Source organism: Pelomonas sp. Root1237 (assembly GCF_001425055.1).
Taxonomy (GTDB): Bacteria; Pseudomonadota; Gammaproteobacteria; order Burkholderiales; family Burkholderiaceae_C; genus Pelomonas.
This window is the reverse complement of record NZ_LMDK01000016.1, coordinates 114,091-139,670: the sequence shown is the minus strand read 5'-3', so window position 1 is coordinate 139,670 and position 25,580 is coordinate 114,091. Positions and strand designations below refer to the sequence as shown.

Genomic DNA, 25,580 nt, shown 5'->3' with positions numbered 1-25,580 from the left:
TCCTGAGGAATGGAACCGGTCTTCAGCGCCGGTTGCGGAGTTGGTCGATCCAGACGGTGACGAGGATGACCAGACCGATGATGATCTGTTGTGTGAAAGACGAGACGCCGTTCATGTTCAACCCGTTGCGCAGGATGCCGATGACGAAGGCGCCGATGAGCGTGCCGGAGATGGTGCCGACACCGCCCAGCAGCGAGGTGCCGCCGATGACGGCTGCCGCGATCGCATCGAGCTCGTACATCACGCCCTCGTTGGGCTGCGCGGTGACGAGGCGGGACATCAGCACGCAGCCGCACAGGCCCGCCAGCGCGCCCGAGGCGATGTAAGCAAACATAGCGACGCGCCCGACGTTGACACCCGACAGCCGCGCTGCCTCGCCGTTGGAGCCGACAGCGTGCAGATGCCGCCCCAGCGTCGTGCGCCGCAGCAGGATGCCGGCGACGATGGCCAGCACGACCATCAGCAGCACCGGATAGGGGATGCCGGGGAAGACGATATCGGGGAAGCCCTGCTCGTCGATCTTCTCGATGCGCCACAGCGCGCCGTTGCCCAGTTCGCCAAAGGCTTCGCCCAGACCGGAGATGGCCCGCGCGTCGGTGAGCTGCAGCGCAACGCCGCGCGCCACCAGCATCATGCCCAGCGTGGCGATGAAAGGCGGCAGGCGCAGGCGGGTCACACACAGGCCGTTGATGGCACCGCACAGCGCGCCGACGACGACGCCGATGGCCATGGCCGGCGGCACCGGCATGCCGTTCTTGACCAGCATGCCCGCCACCACGCCCGATAGCGCCAGCACCGAGCCCACCGACAGGTCGATGCCGCCGGTCAGGATGACCAGGGTCGCACCGATGCCCAGGTAGACGATGGTGCTCACCTGCAGCGACACCGTCATCGCGTTGCCGACCGAGAAGAAGGCGTTGCTCGTCAGCGAGAACACCAGCACCAGGATGAGCAGGCCCGCCAGCGCGGCAAATTTTTGGATCAGGTCTTTCTGGCGGTCGTTCATGTCGTCGGTTCGAGGGATGCCATGGAGGGCTTGGCCGGCTCGGATGAGCCGACGGAGGCATGGTGCATGATGTCGTGCTGGCTGCACGTGCGGGTGTTCAGCAGCGTGGCGAGCTGGCCCTGGCGGAACACCGCCACGCGGTCGCTCAAGCCCAGGATCTCCGGCAGCTCGGAGCTGATCAGCACGACGCCCACGCCTTCGGCCGCGAGCCGGTCCATCAGCTCGTAGATGGCGTACTTGGCGCCCACGTCGATGCCTCGGGTGGGTTCATCGAACAGGATCACGCGCGCTTCACGGAACAGCCATTTGGCAATCACCACCTTTTGCTGATTGCCGCCCGACAGCAGCCGGGCGATCTGGTCCGGCGACGGCGTGCGGATGCCGAGCTGGCTGATGAAGCGCTCGGCCGTGCTGCGCTCGCGCGCCGCGTCGATGAAGCCCAGGCCGCTGGCCAGCGCGCCCAGGTTGGCCAGCGTGATGTTGTGGGCCACGCTCATCTTCACCGCCAGGCCGTGGGCCTTGCGGTCTTCGGAGACGTAGGCGATGCCGGCAGCGATGGCATCGCGCGGCGAGCGGATCTGCAGGCGTTGGCCATCCAGTTCGATCTCACCGCCATCGACAGCATCGGCACCGAAGATGGCCCGTGCGACCTCGGTGCGGCCGGCGCCGACCAGGCCGGCCAAGCCGAGGATCTCGCCGCGCCGCAGCTCGAAATCCAGCGGCCCGAAGACACCCTCGCGCCGCAGGCCGCGCACCCGCAGCAGCACTTCGGTGGAAGGTTGGCGCGTGGCCGGCGGGAACTGCTGGTTCAGCTCGCGGCCCACCATCAGGCTGACGATCTCGTCGATCGACGTCTCGGCCCAGTGCCGGGTGGTGATGTAGTGGCCGTCGCGCAGCACGGTGACGCGGTCGACGATGTGGTCCAGTTCGTCGAGCCGGTGCGAGATGTAGACGATGCCCACGCCGGAGCGCTTGAGTTCCTGCACCACCGCCAGCAGGCGGGAAGCGTCCGCCTCGCCGAGCGATGACGTGGGTTCGTCCATGATCAGCAGCCGCGCATCCATCGACAGGGCCTTGGCGATCTCGACCATTTGCTGCTGCGCGATCGACAGGGCCGAAACCTCGGTATCCGGGTCGATGTCCATGCCCAGCCGCTGCAGGCAGGCGAGCGCGCCTTTGCGCTGCTGAGCCCTGTCCACAAACCAGCCGCGCCGCGGCTCGCGACCCAGCCAGATGTTCTCGGCCACGGTCAGGTGGGGCACCAGGTTCAGCTCCTGGTGAATCATGACGATGCCGAGTTCCTGCGCGTGATGCAGGCCGCCGACGCGGACGGGCTGGCCGTCGATGCGGATCTCGCCTTCGTCGGGTGTGTAGACGCCGCTCAGGATCTTCATCAGCGTCGACTTGCCGGCGCCGTTCTCGCCGCAGATCGCGTGGACCTCGCCGCGACGAACGTCCAGCTCGACGCCCGACAACGCGGTGACGCTATCGAAACGCTTGCAGACGCCGCGCATGCTCAGCAACGATGAAGTGGAGGACTCGGCCTGGAGCGAGGTCATCGCGACAAGGTTTCCTTAATAGTCAAAATATTGGTCATGCCACTTTGCCATATGGAAAATTTGGTAAGACCAGTGAATACCCGGGCCGGATTGCCGATCAGCGGTAGCGATTCAACAGCTTCTCCAACGTGCCGTCGACGCGCATGCGATCGATGACGCGGTTCAGAGGCTGAAGGAGGTCGGCCTTGGCCGGTGACAGCGCGCAGCCCAGCCGGTAGGGCTCGACCTCGAGCACTTCGCGCAGGTTTGACGTCGGATGGCTCTTGACGTAGTGCGCCAACGCGGCGCGGTCCGTCACGGCGTAGCGGACTCTGCCCAGGGCCAGACGACGCAGATTCGTCTCTGCGTCGGCGACGTCCTCTCGGGCGATCGGCCGCGCCAGCACCTGATCGATTGCCGGGTAGCGGTAGCCCAGCACGGTGCCAAGTGGTTCGTCGCGCAGATCCTGCAACTGCGACACGGCGGGCGAGTCCGGACCGGCCGCGATGATGCCCGTGCCCGACAGGAAAAGCTGCGTCCAGAGCACATCGGCCTCCAGCCATTCCGGCTTGGCGTAGCACAGCAGATCGGCGGCACCAGACTCCACGGCCAGGGCCGCGCGTTTGCTCGGGAGCGGCAGGAAAACTGGGCTCAGCCCAAGTTGCCGGGCGAACACCTCGCCCAGGTCCTTGAGCAAACCCGCGACGGGTCGCTGCTCAGCCATCCTGAGCATCGGCATCGACTGGCTGGTCGGCGCCACGATGCGCAAGACCGCCGGTTCAGCGGGACATGGGCACACCCACGCGAGCAAGGTCAAGGTCAGGGCGAGCAGATGCCATCGAGCCCAGGAAGGGCGTGGGCTCTTCTTGTATTCCTGCATCATCGCTTTGGAGTGCTTTGCGTCGACCTGGGTGGCGAAATCAACGCGCTCCGGTGGCTGTCATACCTGCCCCCGCGTGGCTTCCAGCTGCACGCGGATCTCGGCCATGCGCTTCTCGGTCAGCTCGAAGCGCAGCAGCGACACCAGCGCCAGCACCAGGCCGATGACGGGGATGGTGGACAGCAGGATGCGCATCATGAAGATGGCGTGCGGCGTCTGCAGGGCCTCCAGCTTGGCGTCAAAGCCGGTGAACTGCAGGATCCAGCCCGAGGCGCCCGTGCCCAGCGCGATGCCGACCTTGGAGATCCACGACTGGCAGGCCGAGAACGAGCCCTCGCGGCGCTGGCCGGTCTGCATCTCGTCGTAGTCCACCACGTCGCCCAGCGTGGCGTTGTACAGCGTCCAGAACCCTGCACCTGTGAAAGCCACGAAGCCACAGGCCAGCAGCTGCAGATAAGGCCGCGCCGGGTCGTACAGCCACCAGTCGCCGATGAAGGCGCAGATGGCCAGGAACAGCACTGCCGCCAGGCCGACCCGCTTGCCCTGGCGGCGCGCGATCCACGCGAAGAAGGGGATGCCCGCGAAGCCGAAGGCCATGCCCGACAGGCCCATGGCCGTGTTCCACTTCGCGCCCTCCACGACGTTGCCGCCGCAGACGTAGTAGACCGTCGCGTAGTAGCCGAGCGTGCCCACCATGGCCGTGCCGGTGCCGTAGGCCAGCATCATGCCCAGCACATGGCGGAAGGGCCTGCAGCGCAGCGTGCGCCACAGCGTGTCGGCAAACGGGATGTGGGTCTGTGTGCGCGACACCAGCTTCTCGTAGTAGCGCTCGCGCACCAGCAGGAAGATGGCGATGGAAGCAGCCACCATGATGGCGCCGAGGATGGCGCAATAGGTCTGCGCGCCGCGCAGGATGTCGGGCTTGCCGTTGGCCTGGTTGAAGATGGCCAGCGTCGTGAACTGGGCGGCGAAGAACATCGCCAGCTCGGGCCCCTTCTGGATGGCGTTGCGGATCGCCATCACCATCGTGCGCTCGTGGTAGTCCGGCGTCATCTCCGCACCAAGGCTGCTCCAGGGCATGTTGAAGCAGCTCATGATGGGCACGTAGATCACCGTGCTGACCAGCATGAAGATGAAGTACTCGGATTGGGTCCACCCCTTGCCGACAGCGAACATCAGTGGCAGGCCGATGCCGGCAAGCACGCCGCCCACCAGGATGAAGGGACGGCGGCGCCCGTAGCGCGTGCGCGTGTTGTCCGACAGCCAGCCGAAGACGGCGTCCGAGCCGGCGTCGACGAAGATCTTGATCATCTGCACCGTCGAGATCAGGCCGGGGGCCACGCCGAGGAAGATGTTGAAGACCTGGTAGGCCAGCGACGGATAGAGCCAGTGGCCCCACATGTCCAGGATGGACCCGAGGCCAAAGCCGATCTTCTGCCGCATCGGCAGGCGATCCGCCGCCGGCGGCACGACGCGCTCCAGGTGAAGGGTGCTCGCGTTCACAGGATGCACCGCTCGCGCATGACTTCGGCGTAGTAGCGCGCCGACAGCTTCGGGGTGCGCACCTGCGTGGCGTAGTCGCAGTGCACGATGCCAAAGCGCCGCTGGTAGCCGTCTTCCCACTCGTAGTTGTCGATGAAGCTCCACAGGAAGTAGCCGTGCAGCGGCACGCCGTCGGCAATCGCGCGGTGGGCCTCGCGCAGGTGGTTGCGCAGGAAGTCGCGGCGGTGCAGGTCCAGCACCTCGCCGTTCACGACTGGCTCGTCGTTGTAGCCGCAGCCGTTCTCGGTGATGTACAGCGAAGCGTGGCCGTACAGCTCATGGCAGAAACGGGTGGCCCAATAGATGGCCTGGGGCACCAGGTTGAGCCAGAGGCTGTCGGCGCGCGGGTAGTTGGCCGGCAGCGGCACGGCCTCCCAGGCGGCGCCATCCTTGCCGGCGCGCACGTACGTGGCGGTGTAGATGTTCAGGCCCAGGTGGTCGGTGGGCAGGCTGATGAGCTCGAAGTCACCGGGCAGCACCTGCGGGGCATCGCTGCCCACGCGGGCCAGATAGTCGGCCGGGTAGTGGCCGGCGTGCATGGCGCCCAGCACGTGCGCGTTCTTCTCCAGGAACCAGGCCTTGGCCGCGGCGATGTCGGCCGGCGTCTCGGTGACGGGCACGCAGACATCGCAGTTGTCGGTCAGGCCGACCACGGCGCCTGCGCCGCCGAACTCGCGCACCGCGCGCACGCCGTGGCCGTGGCACAGCAGCGCGTGGTGGAAGGTCTGGTTGACGACGGCCGCGCTCTCCTTGCGCCCCGGTGCCTTGGTGCCATAGCCGTAGGCCAGTTGCGTGAAGCAGCGGATCTCGTTCATCGTGATCCAGTGCTTCACTTCACCAGCGAAGGCCTTGACGACCGTGTCGGCGTAGCGGCCGAAGGCGTCGACCGTCACGCGCGACGTCCAGCCGCCGCGGTCTTCCAGCGCCTGCGGCAGGTCCCAGTGGAAGAGCGTCACCCAGGGCTCGATGCCGTGCTTCTTCATGCTGGCGAAGAGGTGGTGATAGAAGTCCAGGCCGGCCTGGTTCAGCTCACCGTCGCCGTTCGGATAGATGCGCGGCCAGGCCAGCGACAGGCGGTAGTTCTTGACGCCCAACGACGCCATCAGCGCGAAGTCGTCATCGAAGCGGTTGTAGTGATCGCAGGCGACGTCCAGGGTGTCGTCGTCATGCACCTTGCCGGGCGTGCGGCAGAAGCGGTCCCAGATGGACTCGCCCTTGCCATCGGTGAAGGCGGCGCCCTCGATCTGGGGTGCGGCGGCGGCAACACCGAAGACGAAGTCGGCGGGGAAGGGGCTGGAGTAGGTCAGCATCGCGCTGTTGCGCGCCTCGCTACTCAAGGCACTTCCGGGTGTCGCGGCGGTACCTTTGATGAAGGGGGCGCTTCCGGTGTGGCGGGCAGTCGCGGGCGCGACCGGAACGAAGTCGGGCAGCAATGGGAGAGCGTGGGTCATGGCAGGGCGTCGGCCTGTTGTTTTAACGAGGCCGGTCAGCCGCAGAAGCGGTTGACCAGGTTCTCGAAGACTTCCTGGCGGCCGGACACGGGCGCCACGTCGGTGTTGGCGGCGAGCACCTGGTCGGCGAGGCAGGCGCGTCCCAGCCGGCGTAGCGGCTGTCCACGGCGGCCTTCAGGCGGCCGTCGTTGACCATCTTCTCGGCGATCAGCAGCGCCTGCGCGCACACGTCCATGCCGCCGATGTGGCCGTGGAACAGGTCCTCGGCATCGATGGACTGGCGGCGCACCTTGGCGTCGAAGTTCAACCCGCCCGAGCCCAGCCCACCGGCCTGGATGACGTGGTACAGCGCCACGGCCGTCTCCGGCACGTTGTTGGGGAACTGGTCGGTGTCCCAGCCCAGCTGCGGATCACCSCGGTTCATGTCCAGGCTGCCCAGGATGCCCAAGGCGCCTGCCGTGGCGATCTCATGCTCGAAGCTGTGGCCCGACAGCGTGGCGTGGTTGGCCTCGATNGCAGGCGCGTCCCAGCCGGCGTAGCGGCTGTCCACGGCGGCCTTCAGGCGGCCGTCGTTGACCATCTTCTCGGCGATCAGCAGCGCCTGCGCGCACACRTCCATGCCGCCGATGTGGCCGTGGAACAGGTCCTCGGCATCGATGGACTGGCGGCGCACCTTGGCGTCGAAGTTCAACCCGCCCGAGCCCAGCCCRCCGGCCTGGATGACGTGGTACAGCGCGATCGCCGTCTCCGGCACGTTGTTGGGGAACTGGTCGGTGTCCCAGCCCAGCTGCGGGTCGCCGCGGTTCATGTCCAGGCTGCCCAGGATGCCCAGCGCCCCGGCCGTGGCGATCTCATGCTCGAAGCTGTGGCCCGACAGCGTGGCGTGGTTGGCCTCGATGTTGACCTTGACTTCCTTCTCCAGGCCGTARCGGACSAGGAAGCCGTASACGGTGGCGGTATCGAAGTCGTACTGGTGCTTGGACGGCTCGCGCGGCTTGGGCTCGATGAGGATGGCGCCCTTGAAGCCGATCTTGTGCTTGTACTCNACGGTGGCGGTATCGAAGTCGTACTGGTGCTTGGACGGCTCGCGCGGCTTGGGCTCGATGAGGATGGCGCCCTTGAAGCCGATCTTGTGCTTGTACTCMACCACCATGTTCAGGAAGCGGCCGAGCTGGTCCAGCTCYTGGCCCAGGCGCGTRTTCAGCAGCGTCTCGTAGCCCTCGCGGCCGCCCCACARCACGTAGTTCTCGCCGCCGAGCTTCAGCGTCGCGTCCATCGCGTCGCGCACCTGCAGCGCGGCCATGGCGAACAGCTCGGGGTTGGGGTTGCTGGCCGCACCGCTCATGAAGCGGCGGTGGCTGAACAGGTTGGCCGTGCCCCACARSAGCTTCAAGCCCGTGGCCTGCTGCTTCTCGCCGAGCACGTCGACCATGCGCAGGAAGTTCTCGTGGCTCTCGCGCGGCGTGGCGCCTTCCGGGGCGACGTCGCGGTCATGGAAGCAGTAGTAGGGCGCGCCSAGCTTSKCRAAGAACTCGAAGGCSGCGTYGGCCTTGAGCTTGGCCAGCTCCATCGGSSWGCCGCCCTGGAACCAGGGGCGCTCGAAGGTGGCGCCGCCGAACGGGTCCAGGCCSGTCCAGACGAAGTTGTGCCAGTAGCACACGGCAAAGCGCAGGTGRTCCTCCATGCGCTGGCCCAGGACGATGCGGTCCTTGTCGTAGTGCTTGAAGGCCAGGTCATTSKGGCTGTCGGCGCCCTCGAARCGGATCGGGGCGATGGCGTGGAAATAGCTCGTCATAACTCGGGGGTCAGGCACCGCGCAGGCGGCGGTAGAGGTCACGGAAACGCGCCAGGCGGGGRGCCAGGCGSGCATGGCGTTCGGGGTCGGGAGAGAAGAGGGCAGTCACGGTGATTGGGTGCAGCTGAGATCGATGCCGAGATACATCAGTGACCTTCTAAGAGACCGTGACGGCACTGCCGCCGTTTGCCGAAGGCAGGGCGGGGTGCGTCAGGCGGTAGCGAACCAGTGCAGCCGCGCCAATGGCAACGGCATTCAGGCCAAACCGGGAGGTGCGGACCGTCGGACTGGCGGAACTGCCGAAAGTGTTGTGAGCGTCCAGTACATCCAGCGCCGGCTGCAGGAATGGCGCGCCCAGTTCGGTGACGGAGCCGCCAAGGACGATGCAGCCCGGGTCATAGGCGGTCGCCAGATTCAGCAGCAGCATGCCCAGATGGTGGCCAGCGGAGGTGACCGCTTTCAGTGTTTCGCGATCCTTTGAGGCAAGGTGTTCGCGCACCTCGCCGAGCGAGTGTCGAACGGCGGTGCCGGCGCTGCCGCGCTGGACGGCCCGTGTCGCGATCATGGCTTCAGCGCAACCGCGCCGCCCGCAGGAACACAGAGGCCCATTGAACTGCAGGACCATATGACCTACCTCCTCTGCGTATCCCCGGCTTCCAGTCAGCAGACGACCTCCCACGATGACACCAGCGGCGATGCCTTGGTTGATGGAGACATACAAGAGCGGGTCCGAGTCAGGGGTGGGGTTGAACTCCAGTTCTCCCAGCGCGGCCATGTCGGCTTCGTTCTGCACAAACAGCGGGGCATCGGCGAGCGAGGTGCCGCGAAGCTTCTCACTCAATAGTGCGGCGATGGGCACGTCACGCCAGCCCAGATGGGGGGCGAAGTTCACGATGCCTTGCGCCTCGTCGATGCTACCCGGCAACCCGATGCCGATGCCGAGGACTTGCTGGCCAGGGCGGACCTGCCTGTGCAAGTCCTGTAGCGCGCTTGCGAGACTGGCCACGCAGGCCTCGGCGGTCGGACTGGCCCCGTAGCGAGCGGTCACGCAACCTTGAATCTCGCCCGCCAGCGAAGTGGCGACAGTGCGCACGGACTCAATGCCAACCTCTGCGCCAATGAGGAGCAGAGGTGTGAGATCGGTCTTCAGCAGCTGTTGGCTCCCCGTCGCTTCGGCCAGCACGTGTTTGTCTCCTCCGTTTGCTTGGTCGGACCGGGCTTTATTTTCTATCAAATGCGGTCAGACCAAATATTAATTTGAGCGACGCACAAAGTAAAGCAAAAAAGCAATCGTTGGTTGCGCCATGCTGACCGAGCGCCAGTGCGGCCTTCACGGTCGGTCGTGGGCGCCGACGACAGTGTCGCGGCGCGTGGCACGGCCAGCCGCAGGGTGGGCCATCAGGCCATCACGGCGCAGGTCAGCGAGGGGGCGTTGCGCGAATGGGGGCTGGACGTGGATGGCCAGCGCCCGGCGCTGAAAAAGTCGTCAATCCAACGCCGGGGTGGCTCAACCCAAATCGAGCACCAGGCGACTGCTGCGCGCCCGTGAGCAGCAAGGCGTGAACTGGTCGTTTGCGGCCTGCTCCTCGGGCGTGAGGTACAGGTCGCGATGCTCGGGTTCCCCGCCAATCACCCGCGTCAGGCAGGTGCCGCAGACGCCTTGCTCGCAGGAGGTCAGCAGGGGTGCGCCCGCGGCGATGAGGGCCTGGGCGGCGGTCTGATGGGCGCCAACAAGGATCACGCGGCCGCTGCGCGCAAGTTCGATTTCGAATGGGCCGTCCTGACCGGTCGAGGCCGCCGGCGCGCCCGCGAAGAACTCATGGTGGACCCGACCCTCTGGCCAGCCGTGGCGTTTCGCGGCGTCGGCTACCGCATCGATCAGCCGCTTGGGGCCACAGACGTAGACGTGGGTGTCGGCATCGCGAGTAGCCAGCAGTGCTTGCACGTCGAGGCGGTCGCCAGCCACGTGAAAACGCGCAGCGCCAGCCCAGGCGCTCGCCTCGATCTCCGCGCGGAAGGCCATGTGCTCGGCGCTGCTCGCCGCGTAGTGGAGTGCGAAGTCCGCGCCATCAGCCGCGAGCTGGCGAGCCATCGCCAGGATGGGCGTGATGCCGATGCCGCCGGCAATCAGCAGGCTGCGGCGGGCCTGCGCCGCTAGCGGGAAGTGATTCTTCGGTGCGCTGACTTGCAGCGTCTGGCCCGGCGCCAGCAGCTCGTGCACGGCCCGCGAGCCGCCGCGCGACTGCGTGTCGAGTAGTACGCCGAGCACATAACGATGGGTCTCGGCGGGGTCGTTACTGAGGGAGTATTGGCGCACGATGCCGCTAGGCAGATGGACGTCAAGGTGGGCGCCGGCCGTGAAGGCGGGCAGGGCGCCACCGTCGGCGGCCACCAGGGTGAGGGCGCAGATGTCCTGCGCGACCGCCGTCTTGGCCTCGATGCGGACCGTGATCATGCTTGCGCCGCCATCAGCCGGTCGATGACCTTGCGCGACTGCACGCCGCCACCGTCGATGTTGAGCATCAGCAACTGGCGTTGCGGCCAGGCCAGCAGGTTGAGCTGCTGGCGCTCCAGCATCTCCTGGTCCTCCGCAAAGATCTTGCCCTGGCCCTCGCGGATCTGGGCCGTCAGCGCCTCGTCCTGCGGCTTGAACTTGCGCGCCATGCCCCAGAAGTAGTGGATGGAGGTGTCGGTCTCGGGGGTGATGAAGTCCACCACCCAGCTCGCTGCCTTTACTGCGTCGGGTGCCTCATAGCCGCCCTGGCCGGCCAGCGCTACGCCTACCTCGATCATGATGTGGCTGGGCGGCGTGAAGTGGCAGATCTGCCAGCGGTCCACCGGCTGGTCGTCGGGCAGGCCGTTCATGCGCAGGGCCATCTTCCAGAACGGCGGCGCCTCGATGCCTTGCATGTGGCGCTCGGTGATGACGTGGTCGCCGTCGACGCGGGTCGTGCAGGGGATCTCGTCGATCTCCTTCTGGCCGATGCTGTTGGCGTGCACATAGGTCTCGTGCGTCAGGTCCATCAGGTTGTCGACCATCAGCTTGTAGCCGCAGGCTATTGTGTACAGCCCGCCGCCGTAGCCGAAGGCGGGGTTGCCCAGCCATTCGAAGGCGGGCAGCTTGGCCACGTCGGCCTGGGCCGTATCGCCTGGCCAGACCCAGATGAAGCCATCGGCCTCATGGACCGGGAAGCTGCGGATCGCGGGGAAGCCACGCACGCGCTGGCAGGGCATGGCGACGGTCTTGCCGTCGCCGCCCATGGCCAGGCCGTGGTAGCCGCAGACGAGGGTGTCGCCGTGCACGCTGCCCAGCGACAGCGGCGCGCCGCGGTGGGGGCAGAAGTCCTCCACCGCGCTGACGTGGCCGGCGCTGTTGCGGAAGAAGGCCATCGCGTGGTTGCAGACCTTACGGCCCAGGGGCTTGCCGGTGCCGACCTCGTCGCTGCGGGCGGCCACGTACCAGGTGTTGGTGATGAACATGAGTTCTCCTTCAGCGCGGGGCCATGCGCAAAGCGCCGTCCAGGCGGATGACCTCGCCATTCAGGTGGCCGTTGGCGACGATGTGGGCGGCCAGCGCGGCGAACTCCTCGGGCAGGCCCAGGCGTTTGGGGAAGGGGATGGACGCGGCGAGCGACTGCTGCACTTCTTCCGGCAGCTCCTTCATCAGCGGCGTGGCGAACAGGCCCGGCGCGATGGTGCAGACGCGCACGCCGAACTGCGCGAGGTCGCGTGCCAGCGGCAGCGTCATGCCGACGATGCCGCCCTTGGAGGCCGAGTAGGCCTCCTGGCCGACCTGGCCGTCGAAGGCGGCGACCGAGGCGGTGTTGACGATGACGCCGCGCTCGCCATCGGCCAGCGGCGCCAGCGCCACGATGCGGCTCGCGGCCAGGCGCGTGACGTTGTAGGTGCCGATGAGGTTGATGCGCACCACGCGCTCGAAGTCCTCCAGCGGTGCGGGCGAGCCGTCGCGCTGGACGATGCGCTTGGCACTACCGATGCCGGCGATGTTCATCAGGATGCGGGCCGGGCCGAAGGCGGCAGCGGCCGCGTCCAGCGCGGCGGTGACCGAGGCCGCGTCGGTGATGTCGCAGCGCAGCGCCAGCGCGCGGTCGGCGCCGATGTCGGCGGCCACGCGCTGGGCGCCGGCTTCGTTGATGTCGAGCAGGGCGACGCGGGCGCCCTGGGCGGCGAGGGCGCGCGCCACGGCTTCGCCGAGGCCGGAACCGGCGCCGGTGACGAGGGCGGTTTGTCCAGAGATGTTCATGGTGTTCAGCGGTGTGGGGTGATGACGTCGGGGTGGCCCACGGGGGCCTCGTGCAGCAGCTCGACCAGAGCCGCGCGGCGGCTCAGCACAGCGCGCTGGTTGATCGAGCCCTTGTCGGTGATCTCGCCGCCGTCGATGGACGGCGGCTCGGCCAGCAGCAGCAGCCGGGCCGGGCGGGTGGCGCTGCCGGTGCCTTGGGCCCAGAGCTGGTTGGCCAGCGCCTCGAAGAAGGCACGCACGGTCGAGTGGTTCAGCACGTCGGCGGTGGGGGCGGTGTCGGGCAGCTCGGCCAGACGGCGGGCTTCGTTCACGCGCGGCACGATCAGCAGGCCGATCTCGTCGCGCCCCAGGCCGGTGACGACGGCGTCGTGCACGCACGGGAAGCCCAGGGCGATGACGCGGGCGCGCAGTGGGCCGACGCTGACGAAGGTGCCGGTGGAGAGCTTGAAGTCCTCGGCGATGCGGCCGTCGAACATCAGGCCCTGGGTGGGGTCGGCGGGGTCGCAGGGCCGGGCGGCGTCGCCGGTGCGGTAGTAGCCCTCGTCGTCGAAGGCCTCCAGCGTCAGCTCGGGCTCGCGCCAGTAGCCGGGCATGACATTGGGGCCGCGAAAGCGCACCTCGGCCTTGTCGCCCATGGGAACGAGCTTGACGTCCACGCCGGGTATCGGCAAGCCGATGAAGCCGGCGCGCGCCTCCTCGGGAATGGCGAAGGTGCAGGTGGGTGCGGTCTCGGTCATGCCGAGGCCCGCCGCGATGCGGATGCGCTGGCCGATGGCGGCTTCGGCCAGCTGGTTGAAGGCGTCCAGCGTCTTCGGCGACAGTCCCGCACCGCCGCATTCGACCAACTGCAGCCGGCTGAAGAAGTGGTCGCGCAGCACCGTGTCGGCCTGCAGCGCCGAGATGAGTTCGTCAAAGCCTTTGGGCACGTTGAAGAAGATCGTCGGCGCCACCTCGCGCAGATTGCGCAGCGTGGCCTCGAAGCGCCCCGGCACGGGCCGACCCTCGTCGATGTAGAGGCTGCCGCCGTTGTAGAGCACCAGCCCCAGGTTGTGGTTGCCGCCGAAGGTGTGGTTCCACGGCAGCCAGTCCAGCACCACGGGCGACTGCTCGGCCAGGAAGGGCATGGCCTGCAGCGTCATCTGCTGGTTGGCGCACCACATGAGCTGGGTCATCACCACGCCCTTGGGCGCCTTGGTGGAGCCCGACGTGAACATCAGCTTGGCGATGGTGTCGGGGCCGATCTGGGCGTGGGCGGCGTCGAGCGCGGGACCGGGCGGCGTGTCCAGCAGGTCGGCGAAGCGCTCGGTGGCCCGGCCTTCGAGCCGGCCCTCGCCGAGGATGACGCGGGTGTCCGCCGTGACCGTGGCCTCGATTGCGCGGGCATAGCCCGCGTCCGCCGCGTAGACCGCGCCCGGCGTGGCCTTGGCGAGGATGTGGCGCAGGCGGCCGTGGTCGGTCGAGACCAGCGAATAGGCCGGCGAGATGCTGACGCTGGGGATGCCGGCCCACATGGCGCCCAGCATCAGGCTGAGGTGCTCCAGGTCGTTGTCGGACAGGATGACCAGGGGTTTTTCGACGCCCAGGCCACGGTCCAGCAAGGCCTGGCCGAGGGAGCGTGCCCGCTCGACCATCTCGGCGTAGCTGATGCAGCGCCAGCCGCCGTTCGCCTCGCGTTGCGCTGCCAGCAGCCGGTCCGGCGCCACCTGTGCCCAGTGCAACAGACGCTCGCCCATATGTCCCGGGTAGGCCGCCAGCGGCTCGGTTGAGCGCAGCACGAAGCCGCCGTCGGCGCGGTGCTCGACGCTGGCGTTGTCCAGGCAGCCACCGATGGCGACCGGGCGGTAGCGCGGCTTCATGACTTGACGACCTTGGGCGTGCGCTTCTGCAGGAAGTCCTGCAGGCGCTGCTTGGCCACGTCGTCGCCCTGGGCGATGGCCGCCATCAGCGACTCCATGAAGAGGCCGTCGGCCTGCGACAGGTCGGCAATGCGCGGCAGCGCCTGCGTCACGGCGAAGTTGGACAGCGGCGCGTTCTGCGCGATGCGCCCGGCCAGTTCGATGGCCTTGGCAACAGCCTGGCCGGCCGGCACGACGTACTGCACCAGGCCGCGCCGCTCGCCTTCGTTGGCGTCCAGCACGCGGCCGGTCAGCATCATGTCGGTCATGCAGGCCACGCCGGCCAGGCGCGGGATGCGGGCCGAGCCGCCGCCGCCGACGAAGATGCCGCGCTGGCCTTCGGGCAGGCCGAAGTAGGCGGTCTCGTCGGCCACGCGGATGTGCGCGGCGGCTGCCAGCTCCAGCCCACCGCCGACCACGGCGCCATGCACCGCAGCCACGACCGGCGCGCGGCAGAACTGGATGGCGTCCATGACGACATGCCAGCCGCGCGAATGCAGCACGCCCTCGGCCACGCTGCGCTCGCTGAGGTCCGACAGGTCCAGGCCGGCGCAGAAGTGGCTGCCCTCGCCGCTGATGACCAGGGCCTTGGTCGACGCCGGCAGGTTGAGCAGGGCGGTGTGCAGCTGGCGCATCAACTCTTCATTGATGGCATTGCGCTTGGCCGGGCGGTTCAGGCACAGGTGCGTGACGGCGGCGGCATGCTCGATGCGCAGCAGGTCGAGCTGGGCCAGCAGGCCGCTGGCGGGGAGGAAGTCGGTGGCGGCGTTCATGCGTGGGTCTGCTTGGAGAGAGCGGCGGCCAGGCCGCCCCAGTGTTCGCTAAAGAGGCCGACGTCCATGGTCTTCACGTCGCGCATCAGCGGGCGGAATTCCATGTGGGCCAGCACGTCGCGTTCGAGGTCGATGCCGGGTGCGATCTCGGTCAGCTCCAGGCCTTCCGGGCGCAGCGCGAACACGGCGCGCTCGGTGACGAACAGCACCTCCTGGCCGCGCCGTGCGGCATCGCGGCCGTTGAAGGTGATCTGCTCGACCTGCTCGACGAACTTGCGCGCGCGGCCTTCCTGGCGGATGTGCAGCTGGCCGTCGGCCACCGCGAGGTCTACGCCACCGGCAGTGAAGCTGCCGCAGAACACGAGGCGAGGCGTGGAGGCCGTGATGTTGATGAAGCCGCCGCAGCCGACGGGCCGGCCGTTGAACTTGCTGACGTTGACGTTGCCGTGGCGGTCGGTCTGGGCCAGGCCCAGGAAGCTGCAGTCCAGCCCGCCGCCGTCGTAGAAGTCGAACTGCGAGGACTGTTCGATGATGGATTCGGGGTTGTAGGCCATGCCGAAGTCGCCGCCTTGGGCCGGCACGCCGCCGTTGACGCCGCACTCCACGCTGAGGTTGAGCAGGTCGGACACGCCCTCCTCGGCGGCCACCGACGGGACGCCTGCCGGGATGCCGATGCCCAGGTTTGTGACGGCACCCGGCTGCAATTCCATGGCGGCACGGCGGGCGATGACCTTGCGCTCGTCCAGCGGCATGGCCGGCATGCTGCCCAGCGGCACGCGCACATCGCCGCTGAACGCCGGGTTGAAGGCCGTCGTGATGGTCTGTAGATGGTTCTCGGGCTTGGCGACGACGACGTAGTCCACCACCAGGCCGGGCACCTTGACGCTCTTGGGATGCAGGCTGCCGGCGGCCACGACGGCCTCGACCTGCGCGATGACGATGCCGCCGCAGGCGCGCGCGGCCTGGGCGATGGACAGCTGCTCCAGCAGCACGCCTTCCTTGTCCATGCTGAGGTTGCCGCGCTCGTCGGCGTAGGTGGCACGGATGAAGGCGACGTCGATGCGCGGCGAGGGATGGAAGAGCCATTCCTCGCCCTCGAATTCGACCAGGCGCACCAGGTCTTCCTGCGCGGCGGTGTTGAGCTTGCCGCCCTCCAGCCGCGGGTCGACGAAGGTGCCCAGGCCCACCTTGGTCAGCAGGCCCGGCGAGCGGCTGGCGATGTGGCGCGTGAGGCTGGACAGCGAGCCCTGCGGGAAGTTGTAGGCCTCCACCTCGCCGGCATGCACCATGGCCATCATGGCCTTGCCGGTCTGCCCGAAGTGCCCGGCGACGACGCGCTTGACCATGCCCGCGTGCGCCAGATGCGCCATGCCGCCGCTGCCGGCGTTGCCGATGGCACCGCAGGCCCAGGTGGTGAGCTGGCGCGGGTGGCCGGTGGCCAGGAAGTGGCGCTCCAGCCCTTGCAACGCCTCCTCGGCCAGGCCCATCATGGCCAGGCCGCCGAGGAAGAGGGTGGCGCCGTCCTTGACGAGGGGGCCGACCTGGTCGGCAGTGATGATCTTCATGCTTGTGTGTTCTCGATGAGCAAGGCCATGCCTTGGCCGCCGCCGACGCAGGCGGAGACGACCGCGTAGCGACCGCCACGGCGTTGCAGTTCGCGGGCGGCGGTGAGGGTGAGGCGCACGCCGGTGGCGGCGAGCGGGTGGCCAAGGGCGATGGAGCCGCCGTTGACGTTGAGCCGGTCCAGGTCCAGGCCGAGCTCCTTCACGCAGGCCAGGGTCTGGGCGCCCTGGGCCTCGTTGATCTCGAAGAGGTCGATGTCCGACAGCTTCAGCTCGCAGCGCTGCAACAGCGCGCGGATGGCCGGCGCCGGGCCTATGCCCATGATCTCGGGCGGCACGCCTGCCGCTGCCGCGCCGCGAAGCCGGGCGATAGGCGTCAGCCCGCGGTCACGCACCTGCGCGCCCGAGGCCACGACGACGGCCGCCGCGCCATCGACCAGGGCTGCGGAGTTGCCGGCCGTCTGCACGCCGCCTTCATAGACTGCGCGCAACGCGGCCAGAGCTTCGGGCGAGGAGGGGCGGGGGTGGGTGTCGCGGTCCGCGGCGGCCACCTTGCGCGGCAGCTTGATGCCGCGCGGCTCGTAGCCTGCCAGTTCGAAGCGCTCGCTGGTCACCGGCGCGATCTCGCCCGCGAGGAAGCCGTCGGCCTGGGCGCTCAGCGCACGCTCGAAGGAGGCGGCGGCGTAGGCATCGACCTCGGCGCGGGTGATGCCGTATTTCTTGGCCAGGTTCTCGGCCGTCTGGATCATCGAGACCTTGGCGGCGGGGTCGTCGAGCGCCTCCCAGAGGAAGTCCTTGAAGTCGACCGGCGCGCCGAGCTTGAAGCCGCTGCGGTGGGTGTAGGCGCAGATCGGGTTGCGCGACATCGACTCCGCGCCCACCACCAGTGCGAGGCTGGCGTAGCCGAGGGTGATCTGGTCGGCCGCCTGGCGAATGATCTCGAAGCCGCTGCCGCAGATGCGCTGCACGAGGATGGCCGGCACGGCTATGGGCACGCCGGCATACAGGCCGACGTGGCGCGGCAGCATGTAGGCATCGAACGACGCCTGCGCCATGGAGGCGGTGACCACCGAGTCGATGGCGCTGCCCGCCACGCCGGTGCGCTCCAGTGCGGCGCGGGCCGCCTTGATGCCGAGGTCGATGGGAGAGATCTCGGCAAGCGCGCCGCAGTAATCGACCCAGGGCGTGCGCGCGCCACCGAGCAGCCAGTGGTCGTCGAATCGGGCGGAGAAGTCGGACATGGGTGCGGCTGGCGCAGGCCAGCTTCGAGGCTGTTGATGATTAACAGTATTAACTAAATCATCAGGACTGCATCTAGGGTTTGCACCGACAACTTGATCCTTGAATCGACGAGATCAACCTTATAAGTGCAGCCGTTCGCTCGCGGCGGGCCGAGTCTTCACTCGTCGCGGTGCTGGCAATTGATTTGTTAAAACAACTGATCTGCGCACTTCAACCAGGTGAAGGCGGCTGGGCGGCGCGTTGCAGCCGATAGGCCAGTTGCGCCCGCGTGATGCCCAGCCGACGGGCAGCCGCAGCCAGGTTGCCGTTCTCGGCCTCGGTGGCTTCCTGCAGCAGCTGGCGCTCGATGGCGTCCAGCTCGACATGGCCGGCCCCGCCGGTTTGCAGGGCCTCGCCGAGCAGGTCGAGCAGGCGCGGCGGCGGCGCGGCCGCCTTTTGCAGCGTGCCATGGGCGCCGATGGTCAGCAGGGCCTCATCGCTGAGCTGTTCGCGGCGGAACATGTGGGCCACGTCGATGGCCTGGTCGTCCTCGGCCGAGATGACGCCGCGCTCCACCAGGTTCTGCAGCTCGCGGATGTTGCCCGGGAAGGCGTAGTGCAGCATGGCCCGCACGGCGCGTGGCGTGAAGCCGGTCGGGTGGCGACCGTGGCGTTGCGCTTCGCGACGCAGGAAATGCGTCATCAGCAGCGGGATGTCGTCGCGCCGCTCGCGCAGCGGCGGCAGGTGGATGGGGTAGACGTTCAGGCGGTAGAAAAGATCCTCGCGGAAGCGCCCGGCGCGCACCTCGGCCTGCAGGTCCACGTTGGTTGCGGCGACGACGCGCACGTCCAGTTGCAACGTGCGCGTGCCACCCACCCGTTCGACCTCGCCCTCCTGCAGCGCGCGCAAAAGCTTCCCCTGGCTGACCAGGCTGAGCGTGGCGATCTCGTCGAGGAACAGCGTGCCGCCGTCCGCCCGCTCGAAGCGCCCCGGGCGTGACTGGCTGGCGCCGGTGAACGCGCCGCGCTCGACGCCGAAGAGCTCGCTCTCGATCAGCGTCTCGGGAATGGCGGCGCAGTTCACGGCCACGAAGGGCTGGGCGGCGCGCGCGCTGATGCGGTGCAGCCGGTGCGCGAAGGCCTCCTTGCCGACACCCGACTCGCCGGTGAACAGCACCGTGGCGCGCGTGCCGGCCACGCGGGCCAGTTGATGGCAGGCGGACGTGAAGGCCGACGACGCGCCGACGATGTCGTGGCGCTCGGCGCTGGGCCGTTCATCCGAGCCTGCGGGAGTGGCGGCCGCCGGCGCCTCGGCGGGCGCGGACTCGGCGGCGTTCAGGCGATGGAATTCCTTGGCTTCGAGATAGCGCAGGTCTTCGCTGATGTCACCCCAGGCCGCAGCGTGGCGGCCGATCACGCGGCAGGCGCTGGCGCCCATCGAACGGCACTCGATCTCGCGAAAGATCACGAGCTGGCCGAACAGGCTGGTCACGTAGCCGGTGGCATAGCCCACCTGCGACCAGCAGGCGGCCTCGGTGCCGACACCGTAGGCGCTGATGTGCTCATCGTCTTCGCTGGAGTGCTCCCACAGGAACTCGCCCTCGTAGGTGCCGCGGTGGATGTCGAAGTCGAAGGCGAGCGGCGTCACCTTGACCACGCCTTCGAGTGCATGCAGCCGCGTGCCGGCCATGAAGACGTTGGCCGCGTCGGCATTGGGCCAGCGCTCGCGCACGAGCTGGGCGTCGCGGGCGCCGGACACATAGCCGGCCCGCGTCAGCAGGCCGCGCGCTCGCTCCATGCCGAGGGTGTCGATCAGCTCGCGGCGCAGGTGACCGACGGAGGAGCTGTGCAGCAACAGCATGCGCTGGTCGTTCAGCCAGATGCGGCCATCGCCGGGCGAGAAGAACAGCGACTCGGTCAGGTCGCCCATCGTCGGCGCCTGGTCCTCGACGAAGTGCTTGCTGTCGCCCCGCTTCAGCATGGTGCCGGTCTGGCGGGCCACTTCGGCCAGGGAGATGCGAGGTAGCTTGGTCATGAGGTGATGAATTGAGCAGGTCGGCGGCTTGTCACTCCCTCGAATTGTTTTCATTTGATAAATATCAATGTCGGGGGATAACCCGCGTTTGGTGCATTTTTTCCGGGGCCAGGGAAAGTCCCGAGGGAGGTCGATGTTTTCACTCTGAAAACGATCTGTCGTGGCGCAGTGGTGCACCTCGGTGGCGCGGCGCGCTGGCACGGCGTGGCACACGCGTTGCACTGCAAGTGGGCAAGCGAGCACCGAGTTCGCGCTTTTCGCAACCCACCTCAGCAGCCCCGCCATGACCCCTCAGCCCCTACTCGACCCCACGCTGTGGCGTGAACACCTGTACAGCAGCGGCTGGCGCGCCGCCTCGCAGGCCGCCGACCTGATCGAGCCCGCGACGGGCGCCGTGCTGGTGCGCACCGGCCGCGCCGTGGCCGCCGACGTGCCGCCCGCGACCCTTGCCGCCACCACCGCCCAGGCCGCCTGGGCTGCGCTGCCGCCGCGCGAGCGCGCCGCCGTCTTCCTGCGCGCCGCCCAGCTGTTCCAGCAGCATTTCGACGAACTGGCGCTCTTCGTCACCCGCGAGAGCGGCGCCATCCTGCCCAAGGGCCAGCACGAGCTGCGCGAGGCCATCGCCTTCTGCCAGATCGCCGCCGCCATGCCGCTGCAGTCGCAGGGCCAGGTCTTGCCCAGCACGCCGGGCCGCATGTCCATCGCCCGGCGCGTGCCGCTGGGTGTCGTGGGCGTCATCTCGCCGTTCAACTTCCCGCTCATCCTGACGCTGCGCGTCGTCGCCCCGGCGCTGGCCGCAGGCAACGCCGTCATCATCAAGCCCGATCCGCGCACGCCGGTCAGCGGCGGTTTCATGATCGCCCAGGTCTTCGAGGCCGCCGGCCTGCCCGCCGGCCTGCTGCACGTGCTGCCCGGCGGTGCCGATGTGGGCGAGGCGCTCGTCACCGACCCGGCCGTTGCGATGATCTCCTTCACCGGCTCGGCCGGCGTGGGCCGGCGCATCGGCGAACTGGCGGGGCGGCACCTGAAGAAGGTCTCGCTGGAACTCGGCGGCAGCAATGCGCTCGTCGTGCTCGATGACGCCGACCTCGACCTCGCCGCCAGCAACATCGCCTGGGGCGCCTGGCTGCACCAAGGCCAGATCTGCATGGCCAGCAACCGCGTGCTGGTGCACGAATCCATCGCGCCGGCCATCACCGAGCGCCTGGTGGCCAAGGCCCAGCACCTGCCCGTGGGCGACGGCGCGACCGGCCAGGTTGCCCTTGGGCCCCTGATCGACGAGCGCCAGCGCGACCGCGTGCACGCCGCCGTGCAGGCCAGCGTCAAGGCCGGCGCCCAGCTGCTGGCCGGTGGCAGCTACGACCGCCTCTTCTACAAGCCGACCGTGCTGGCCGGCGTGAAGCCCGGCATGCCGGCCTTCGACGACGAGACCTTCGGCCCGGTCGTCAATCTCGTCACCTTCAAGACCGACGAGGAGGCCGTGGCGCTGGCCAACACCGGCCATGGCGGCCTGGCGGCGGGCGTGATCTCCAAGTCCGTGGGTCGCGCCCTGGCGGTGGGCAACCAGCTGCGCGCCGGCATGGTCCACATCAACGACCAGACCGTCAACGACGACGCGGTCAACCCCTTCGGCGGCCCCGGCATCGCCGGCAACGGCAACTCGCACGGCGGCCCCGGCGATTGGGAGCAGTTCAGCACCTGGCAGTGGCTGACCGTGAAAGACACGCCTCCTCAATTCCCGTTCTGACGCGACAACAAACCAACAGGAGACAAGCATGAACTTCCAAGGCAAGACCATCGTCATCACCGGCGTCAGCTCCGGCATCGGCGCCGAGACCGCGCGCTTCCTGCGCCTCAAGGGCGCCCGCGTCATCGGCGTGGACCGCAACGAGCCGCTGCTGACGCTGGACGGCTTCATCAAGGCCGACCTGTCCGAGCAGGCCGCCATCGACGCCGCCTTCAAGCTGCTGCCCGAGCGCTTCGACGCGCTGTGCAACATCGCCGGCGTGCCCGGCACCGCGCCGGTGGACCTGGTGGCCCGCGTCAACTACCTCGGCCTGCGCCACCTCTGCACCCGCGCGATGGAGCGCCTGCCCCAGGGCGGCGCCATCGTCAACATCGCCTCCATCCTCGGCGCCGAGTGGCCGGCGCGGCTGGACCTGCACAAGGCGCTGGCCGAGACGCCGAACTTCGAGGCCGGCCTGGCCTTCCTCGCGAAGAAGCCGGTGCCGCAGGAGACCTGCTACCAGTACTTCAAGGAAGCGCTGATCGTCTGGACCCTGACCCAGTCGCAGAAATGGTTCCTGGGCAGCGGCGTGCGCATGAACTGCGTCGCGCCCGGCCCGGTGCTGACGCCCATCCTCGGCGACTTCGTGCAGATGCTCGGCGAGGAGCGCGTGCAGAAGGACTCGCACCGCATCAAGCGCCCCGCGCTGGCCGACGAGGTCGCGCCGGTGGTGGCCTTCCTGTGCGCCGACGAGTCGCGCTGGGTCAGCGGCGTCAACCTGCCGGTGGATGGCGGCCTGGCCTCCACCTACTACTGACCCTCCCGCGCACCGAGGAGACACACATGCAACACCCCCCGCATGACACGGGCTACGAGCGCAAGACGCTCGTGCTGATGGGACTGGGCTTCGGCCTGGTCGGGTTGGACCGCTGGATGATTGCGCCGCTGTTCCCGCACATCATGAAAGACCTGGGGCTGGACTACCAGCAACTGGGCACGTTGATCGGCGTCCTCAGCCTCACCTGGGGGGCGTGGTCCATCCTCATGGGAAGGCTGTCGGACAGCATCGGTCGCAAGCGGATCCTTGTGACGACGATGGTGGCGTTCTCGCTGCTGTCGGGCCTGTCGGGCCTGGCCAGCGGCTTCGCCAGCCTGATGTTGATCCGTGCCGTGATGGGCGTGGCCGAAGGCGCGTTCACGCCCGCCAGCATCGCCGCCACGGGCGAGGCCTCGCTGCCCGCGCGCCGCGGCTTCAACCAGGGGCTGCAACTGAGCATGTTCTCGCTGCTCGGCCTGGGCTTCGCGCCCATCATCGCCACGCAGCTGCTGCAGGTGCTGCCGTCATGGCACTGGGTGTTCATGGTGTCGGCGCTGCCGGGGCTGGTCGTGGCGGTGTTGATCGCACGCAACTTGCGCAGCGATGCGCCGCCGGCACGCGCACCCGGGGCCGCCGCCGCCCCGGCGCCGCGTTGGAGCACGCTGCTGCGCTCGCGCAATGTCTTGCTGGCCATGCTGGCCGTGCTGTGCGCCATGGCCGGCATCTTCGTCATCAGCGCGATGGTGCCGATCTACCTGGAGCATGTGCTCAAGCTCAGCACGCAGGAGATGGGCTACGTGGTGTCGGCCATCGGCTTCGGCGGCTTTGTCGGTTCGTTCGGCCTGTCGGCCCTGTCGGATCGCATCGGCCGCAAGCCCGTTGCGATCAGTGCCTTCATCGGCTCGGCGGTGCTGCTGTATGCCTTCGGGCAGACCGGCGCCAACCCGCAGATGCTGTTCACCCTGCTGTTCGGCCTGTCGGTGTGCGCCTTGGGATTGCTGGGCCTGATCTCGGGGCCCATCGCCACCGAGGCGGCCCCGGCCGGGCTCATCGCTTCGTCGGTCGGCTTCGTGTCGGGCGCGGGCGAGATCTTCGGCGGCGGGCTGGCACCCGTCCTGGCGGGCTATGTGGCCCAGCACCACGGCCTGCCCGCCACGCTGCACGTTGCCCTCGGCGGCTTCGTCTGTGGGGCCATCGCATCGCTGTTCCTGCTGGAAACCGCACCTTGTCGCCAGCAGCGCAGCGGCCTGCCAGTGGAGGGCGGGCTGACCTCGACCTCACTCTGATTTCTCGCACGGGCCGGTGAGCCCGAAATTTCTACAAAACCGGAGACAACATGACAAGACATACCCGCCATGCGCTGGCGGTGGCGGCAGCGCTCGCCCTGCCCGCCGCTTCCCACGCCTTCGGCATCGAGCTGCCCAGCAGCGACTACAAGCTGCGCCTAGACCTGACGCCCAAGTACAGCACCGTCGTGCGGCTGAAGAACCCGTCCGACGCGCTGACGCGGCTGGACGTGGCCAAGGACCCCGGCACCGTCAATGAAGACGACGGCGACCACAACTTCAAGCGCGGCCAGATCTCCAACCGCTTCGACCTGCTGGCCGAGATCGACCTCGCCGGCCCCGGCTGGGGTGCCCGGGTAAGCGGTAACGCCTGGCGCGACTCGGTCTATCTGCGCCAGAACAGCTATGCCGGCACCGCGCTCTACGCCGGCGGCAACGCCCTCGGCCCGACGATCCCGACCTCCAACACCTTCACGGGCCAAGCCTCCAACGACTTCCTGCCCGACACCCGCCGCCAGCATGGCCAAAGCGGCGAGTTCCTCGACGCCTTCGTCTACCTCAAGGGCGAGGTCGGCGGCATGAAGAGCACCGTGCGCATCGGCCGCCACACGCTGCAATGGGGCGAAAGCCTGTTCTTCGGCCAGAACGGCATTGCCAACGCGCAGGGGCCGGTCGACGTCGCCAAGATCGTGTCCGTGCCCGGCTGGCAGTTCAAGGAAGTGCTGCTGCCGGTCGAGCAGATCTCGGGTTCGCTGCAGATCGCCGAAGGCATCTCGCTGGGCGCTTACTACCAGCTCAAGTGGCGGCCGAGCAAGATCCCGGGCGTTGGCAGCTTCTTCTCCAACCAGGACTACGTCGGCACGGGCACCGTCAACTTCGGCCTGACGCCGCAGGGCGCTCCCATCCTGCTGAGCTACGACAAGAGCAAGGACCTGCGGCCGCGCAATTCGGGGCAGGGCGGCGTGCAGCTGCGCCTCAGCCCGACGGGCGGCGACTACGAGTTCGGCCTCTACGCGGCGCAGTACCACGACAAGACGCCGGCCGTGCCGGTGTTCGACTTCGTCAACGGCAACGTGCACCTCGCCTACGGTGACGACATCAAGACGGTCGGCGCCAGCGTCACGTCGTCGGTGGGCCAGCTGAACTGGGCCGTCGAAGGCTCGGTGCGCTGGAACGCGCCGCTGACGAGCGATCCCGCCGTGCTGGGCCTGGGCCCCGTGCTGGCCTGCGGCGGCAGCGACAACCCCTGCTTCGCCGTCGGCCGCACGGCCCACCTGCAGGCCTCGGGCATCTATGTGCTGCAACCCGGCGCGCTGTGGCAGGGCGGCGCGGTGGTGGCCGAGCTGGCCTACAACCACCGGCTCAGCATCACGAAGGACATCTTCGCGACCCCGACGGGTGCAAGCATGGGTATCGGCGGGCTGGACCCGAACAGCACCAAGGGCGCTTTCGCCTTCCGCATGCTGTTCGAGCCGCAGTACTTCCAGGTGCTGGCGGGGCTGGACCTGTCCGTGCCCATCGGCCTTGGCTACAACTTTGGTGGCCGGTCCTCGTCCATCGCCAACTTCGCCGGCGGTGCGGCAAGCGCGGGCGACTACAGCATCGGGCTGAAGGGCAAGTACCAGAACGACTGGAACTTCGCGCTGACCTACAGCGACTTCTTCGGCACCGCCAAGACCTTCACCGAGACCCTCGTCGCCGGCAGCGGCTCGCCGCGCCAGCTCACCTTCGGCCAGTCGCTGCGCGACCGCGCCAACGTCAGCTTCACCGTCTCGCGCACCTTCTGAAGC

Annotated in this window: 18 protein-coding genes and 3 pseudogenes; 4 read left to right on the top strand and 17 right to left on the bottom strand. The window is 68.3% G+C overall.

Going from position 1 to position 25,580, the window contains the following annotated elements:
- Positions 1 to 22: 22 nt before the first annotated feature.
- The 17 genes and pseudogenes from ASC91_RS13410 to ASC91_RS13340 form a co-directional block, all read right to left on the bottom strand.
- Positions 23 to 1,006 carry an ABC transporter permease gene (locus tag ASC91_RS13410; protein ID WP_056197492.1) on the bottom strand — a complete coding sequence of 328 codons (984 nt, stop codon included), beginning with the start codon at positions 1,004 to 1,006 and terminating at the stop codon, positions 23 to 25.
- Positions 1,003 to 2,565 carry a sugar ABC transporter ATP-binding protein gene (locus tag ASC91_RS13405; RefSeq protein WP_056197490.1) on the bottom strand — a complete coding sequence of 521 codons (1,563 nt, stop codon included), beginning with the start codon at positions 2,563 to 2,565 and terminating at the stop codon, positions 1,003 to 1,005. Before ASC91_RS13405 ends, ASC91_RS13410 begins: the two co-directional genes overlap by 4 nt.
- Positions 2,566 to 2,662: 97 nt before the next feature.
- Positions 2,663 to 3,427: an ABC transporter substrate-binding protein gene (locus ASC91_RS13400; protein ID WP_082532668.1), complete on the bottom strand. Its 765-nt coding sequence runs from the start codon at positions 3,425 to 3,427 to the stop codon at positions 2,663 to 2,665.
- 57 nt (positions 3,428 to 3,484) lie between these two features.
- Complete coding sequence (locus ASC91_RS13395; RefSeq protein ID WP_056197486.1) at positions 3,485 to 4,927, bottom strand: MFS transporter; 1,443 nt, start codon at positions 4,925 to 4,927, stop codon at positions 3,485 to 3,487.
- A complete protein-coding gene (locus ASC91_RS13390) occupies positions 4,924 to 6,417 on the bottom strand; it encodes a GH1 family beta-glucosidase (protein WP_157281581.1) in 1,494 nt (497 codons plus the stop codon). Before ASC91_RS13390 ends, ASC91_RS13395 begins: the two co-directional genes overlap by 4 nt.
- Before the next feature lie 35 nt (positions 6,418 to 6,452).
- A pseudogene (locus ASC91_RS30305) lies at positions 6,453 to 6,931 on the bottom strand (xylose isomerase); the annotation flags it as partial.
- A 1-nt stretch (position 6,932) separates the two neighbouring features.
- Positions 6,933 to 7,462: pseudogene (locus tag ASC91_RS30300) on the bottom strand (xylose isomerase); the annotation flags it as partial.
- A 1-nt stretch (position 7,463) separates the two neighbouring features.
- Positions 7,464 to 8,212 (bottom strand): annotated as a pseudogene (locus ASC91_RS13385) (xylose isomerase); the annotation flags it as partial.
- A gap of 157 nt (positions 8,213 to 8,369) precedes the next feature.
- Positions 8,370 to 9,395: an ROK family protein gene (locus tag ASC91_RS13380; RefSeq protein ID WP_056197482.1), complete on the bottom strand. Its 1,026-nt coding sequence runs from the start codon at positions 9,393 to 9,395 to the stop codon at positions 8,370 to 8,372.
- A 324-nt stretch (positions 9,396 to 9,719) separates the two neighbouring features.
- Positions 9,720 to 10,667 (bottom strand): PDR/VanB family oxidoreductase, encoded by a 948-nt coding sequence (locus ASC91_RS13375; RefSeq protein ID WP_056197480.1) that lies wholly within the window; start codon positions 10,665 to 10,667, stop codon positions 9,720 to 9,722.
- Entirely contained in the window at positions 10,664 to 11,692 is a 1,029-nt protein-coding gene (locus ASC91_RS13370) for an aromatic ring-hydroxylating dioxygenase subunit alpha (protein WP_056197478.1), read from the bottom strand. Before ASC91_RS13370 ends, ASC91_RS13375 begins: the two co-directional genes overlap by 4 nt.
- A 10-nt stretch (positions 11,693 to 11,702) precedes the next feature.
- Positions 11,703 to 12,476 (bottom strand): SDR family NAD(P)-dependent oxidoreductase, encoded by a 774-nt coding sequence (locus tag ASC91_RS13365; RefSeq protein WP_056197476.1) that lies wholly within the window; start codon positions 12,474 to 12,476, stop codon positions 11,703 to 11,705.
- 5 nt (positions 12,477 to 12,481) lie between these two features.
- Complete coding sequence (locus tag ASC91_RS13360; protein ID WP_056197474.1) at positions 12,482 to 14,332, bottom strand: feruloyl-CoA synthase; 1,851 nt, start codon at positions 14,330 to 14,332, stop codon at positions 12,482 to 12,484.
- The gene (locus tag ASC91_RS13355; RefSeq protein ID WP_056197472.1) at positions 14,329 to 15,144 is read right to left on the bottom strand and encodes a crotonase/enoyl-CoA hydratase family protein; all 816 of its coding nucleotides are present in this window, start codon (positions 15,142 to 15,144) and stop codon (positions 14,329 to 14,331) included. The genes ASC91_RS13360 and ASC91_RS13355 overlap by 4 nt, the downstream gene beginning before the upstream one ends.
- On the bottom strand, positions 15,141 to 16,709 hold the full coding sequence (locus ASC91_RS13350) for an acyl CoA:acetate/3-ketoacid CoA transferase (RefSeq protein ID WP_056197470.1): 1,569 nt from the start codon (positions 16,707 to 16,709) through the stop codon (positions 15,141 to 15,143). Before ASC91_RS13350 ends, ASC91_RS13355 begins: the two co-directional genes overlap by 4 nt.
- Positions 16,706 to 17,947: a thiolase family protein gene (locus ASC91_RS13345; RefSeq protein ID WP_056197468.1), complete on the bottom strand. Its 1,242-nt coding sequence runs from the start codon at positions 17,945 to 17,947 to the stop codon at positions 16,706 to 16,708. Before ASC91_RS13345 ends, ASC91_RS13350 begins: the two co-directional genes overlap by 4 nt.
- Positions 17,948 to 18,158: 211 nt before the next feature.
- A complete protein-coding gene (locus ASC91_RS13340; protein ID WP_056197466.1) occupies positions 18,159 to 19,961 on the bottom strand; it encodes a sigma-54-dependent Fis family transcriptional regulator in 1,803 nt (600 codons plus the stop codon).
- Positions 19,962 to 20,244: 283 nt separating this feature from the next.
- Between ASC91_RS13340 and ASC91_RS13335 the strand changes: the two genes are divergently transcribed.
- From ASC91_RS13335 to ASC91_RS13320, 4 genes are read left to right on the top strand one after another with little or no spacing between them, the layout of a single operon-like run.
- Entirely contained in the window at positions 20,245 to 21,708 is a 1,464-nt protein-coding gene (locus ASC91_RS13335; RefSeq protein ID WP_056197465.1) for a benzaldehyde dehydrogenase, read from the top strand.
- A 28-nt stretch (positions 21,709 to 21,736) separates the two neighbouring features.
- Entirely contained in the window at positions 21,737 to 22,504 is a 768-nt protein-coding gene (locus tag ASC91_RS13330; protein WP_056197463.1) for a coniferyl-alcohol dehydrogenase, read from the top strand.
- 26 nt (positions 22,505 to 22,530) lie between these two features.
- Positions 22,531 to 23,790, top strand: a complete 1,260-nt coding sequence (locus ASC91_RS13325) for an MFS transporter (protein ID WP_056197462.1) — start codon at positions 22,531 to 22,533, stop codon at positions 23,788 to 23,790.
- A 50-nt stretch (positions 23,791 to 23,840) separates the two neighbouring features.
- The gene (locus ASC91_RS13320; protein WP_056197459.1) at positions 23,841 to 25,577 is read left to right on the top strand and encodes a DUF1302 domain-containing protein; all 1,737 of its coding nucleotides are present in this window, start codon (positions 23,841 to 23,843) and stop codon (positions 25,575 to 25,577) included.
- Positions 25,578 to 25,580 lie beyond the last annotated feature (3 nt).

What these genes read in the sequence shown, in the direction of transcription:
- ASC91_RS13345 (WP_056197468.1), bottom strand. Translation starts at nt 17,947, where the DNA reads ATGTCCGACTTCTCCGCCCGATTCGACGACCACTGGCTGCTCGGTGGC.
- ASC91_RS13410 (WP_056197492.1), bottom strand. Translation starts at nt 1,006, where the DNA reads ATGAACGACCGCCAGAAAGACCTGATCCAAAAATTTGCCGCGCTGGCG.
- ASC91_RS13360 (WP_056197474.1), bottom strand. Translation starts at nt 14,332, where the DNA reads ATGAAGCCGCGCTACCGCCCGGTCGCCATCGGTGGCTGCCTGGACAAC.
- ASC91_RS13370 (WP_056197478.1), bottom strand. Translation starts at nt 11,692, where the DNA reads ATGTTCATCACCAACACCTGGTACGTGGCCGCCCGCAGCGACGAGGTC.
- ASC91_RS13365 (WP_056197476.1), bottom strand. Translation starts at nt 12,476, where the DNA reads ATGAACATCTCTGGACAAACCGCCCTCGTCACCGGCGCCGGTTCCGGC.
- ASC91_RS13390 (WP_157281581.1), bottom strand. Translation starts at nt 6,417, where the DNA reads ATGACCCACGCTCTCCCATTGCTGCCCGACTTCGTTCCGGTCGCGCCC.
- ASC91_RS13325 (WP_056197462.1), top strand. Translation starts at nt 22,531, where the DNA reads ATGCAACACCCCCCGCATGACACGGGCTACGAGCGCAAGACGCTCGTG.
- ASC91_RS13400 (WP_082532668.1), bottom strand. Translation starts at nt 3,427, where the DNA reads ATGATGCAGGAATACAAGAAGAGCCCACGCCCTTCCTGGGCTCGATGG.
- ASC91_RS13340 (WP_056197466.1), bottom strand. Translation starts at nt 19,961, where the DNA reads ATGACCAAGCTACCTCGCATCTCCCTGGCCGAAGTGGCCCGCCAGACC.
- ASC91_RS13355 (WP_056197472.1), bottom strand. Translation starts at nt 15,144, where the DNA reads ATGAACGCCGCCACCGACTTCCTCCCCGCCAGCGGCCTGCTGGCCCAG.
- ASC91_RS13405 (WP_056197490.1), bottom strand. Translation starts at nt 2,565, where the DNA reads ATGACCTCGCTCCAGGCCGAGTCCTCCACTTCATCGTTGCTGAGCATG.
- ASC91_RS13375 (WP_056197480.1), bottom strand. Translation starts at nt 10,667, where the DNA reads ATGATCACGGTCCGCATCGAGGCCAAGACGGCGGTCGCGCAGGACATC.
- ASC91_RS13335 (WP_056197465.1), top strand. Translation starts at nt 20,245, where the DNA reads ATGACCCCTCAGCCCCTACTCGACCCCACGCTGTGGCGTGAACACCTG.
- ASC91_RS13330 (WP_056197463.1), top strand. Translation starts at nt 21,737, where the DNA reads ATGAACTTCCAAGGCAAGACCATCGTCATCACCGGCGTCAGCTCCGGC.
- ASC91_RS13320 (WP_056197459.1), top strand. Translation starts at nt 23,841, where the DNA reads ATGACAAGACATACCCGCCATGCGCTGGCGGTGGCGGCAGCGCTCGCC.
- ASC91_RS13350 (WP_056197470.1), bottom strand. Translation starts at nt 16,709, where the DNA reads ATGAAGATCATCACTGCCGACCAGGTCGGCCCCCTCGTCAAGGACGGC.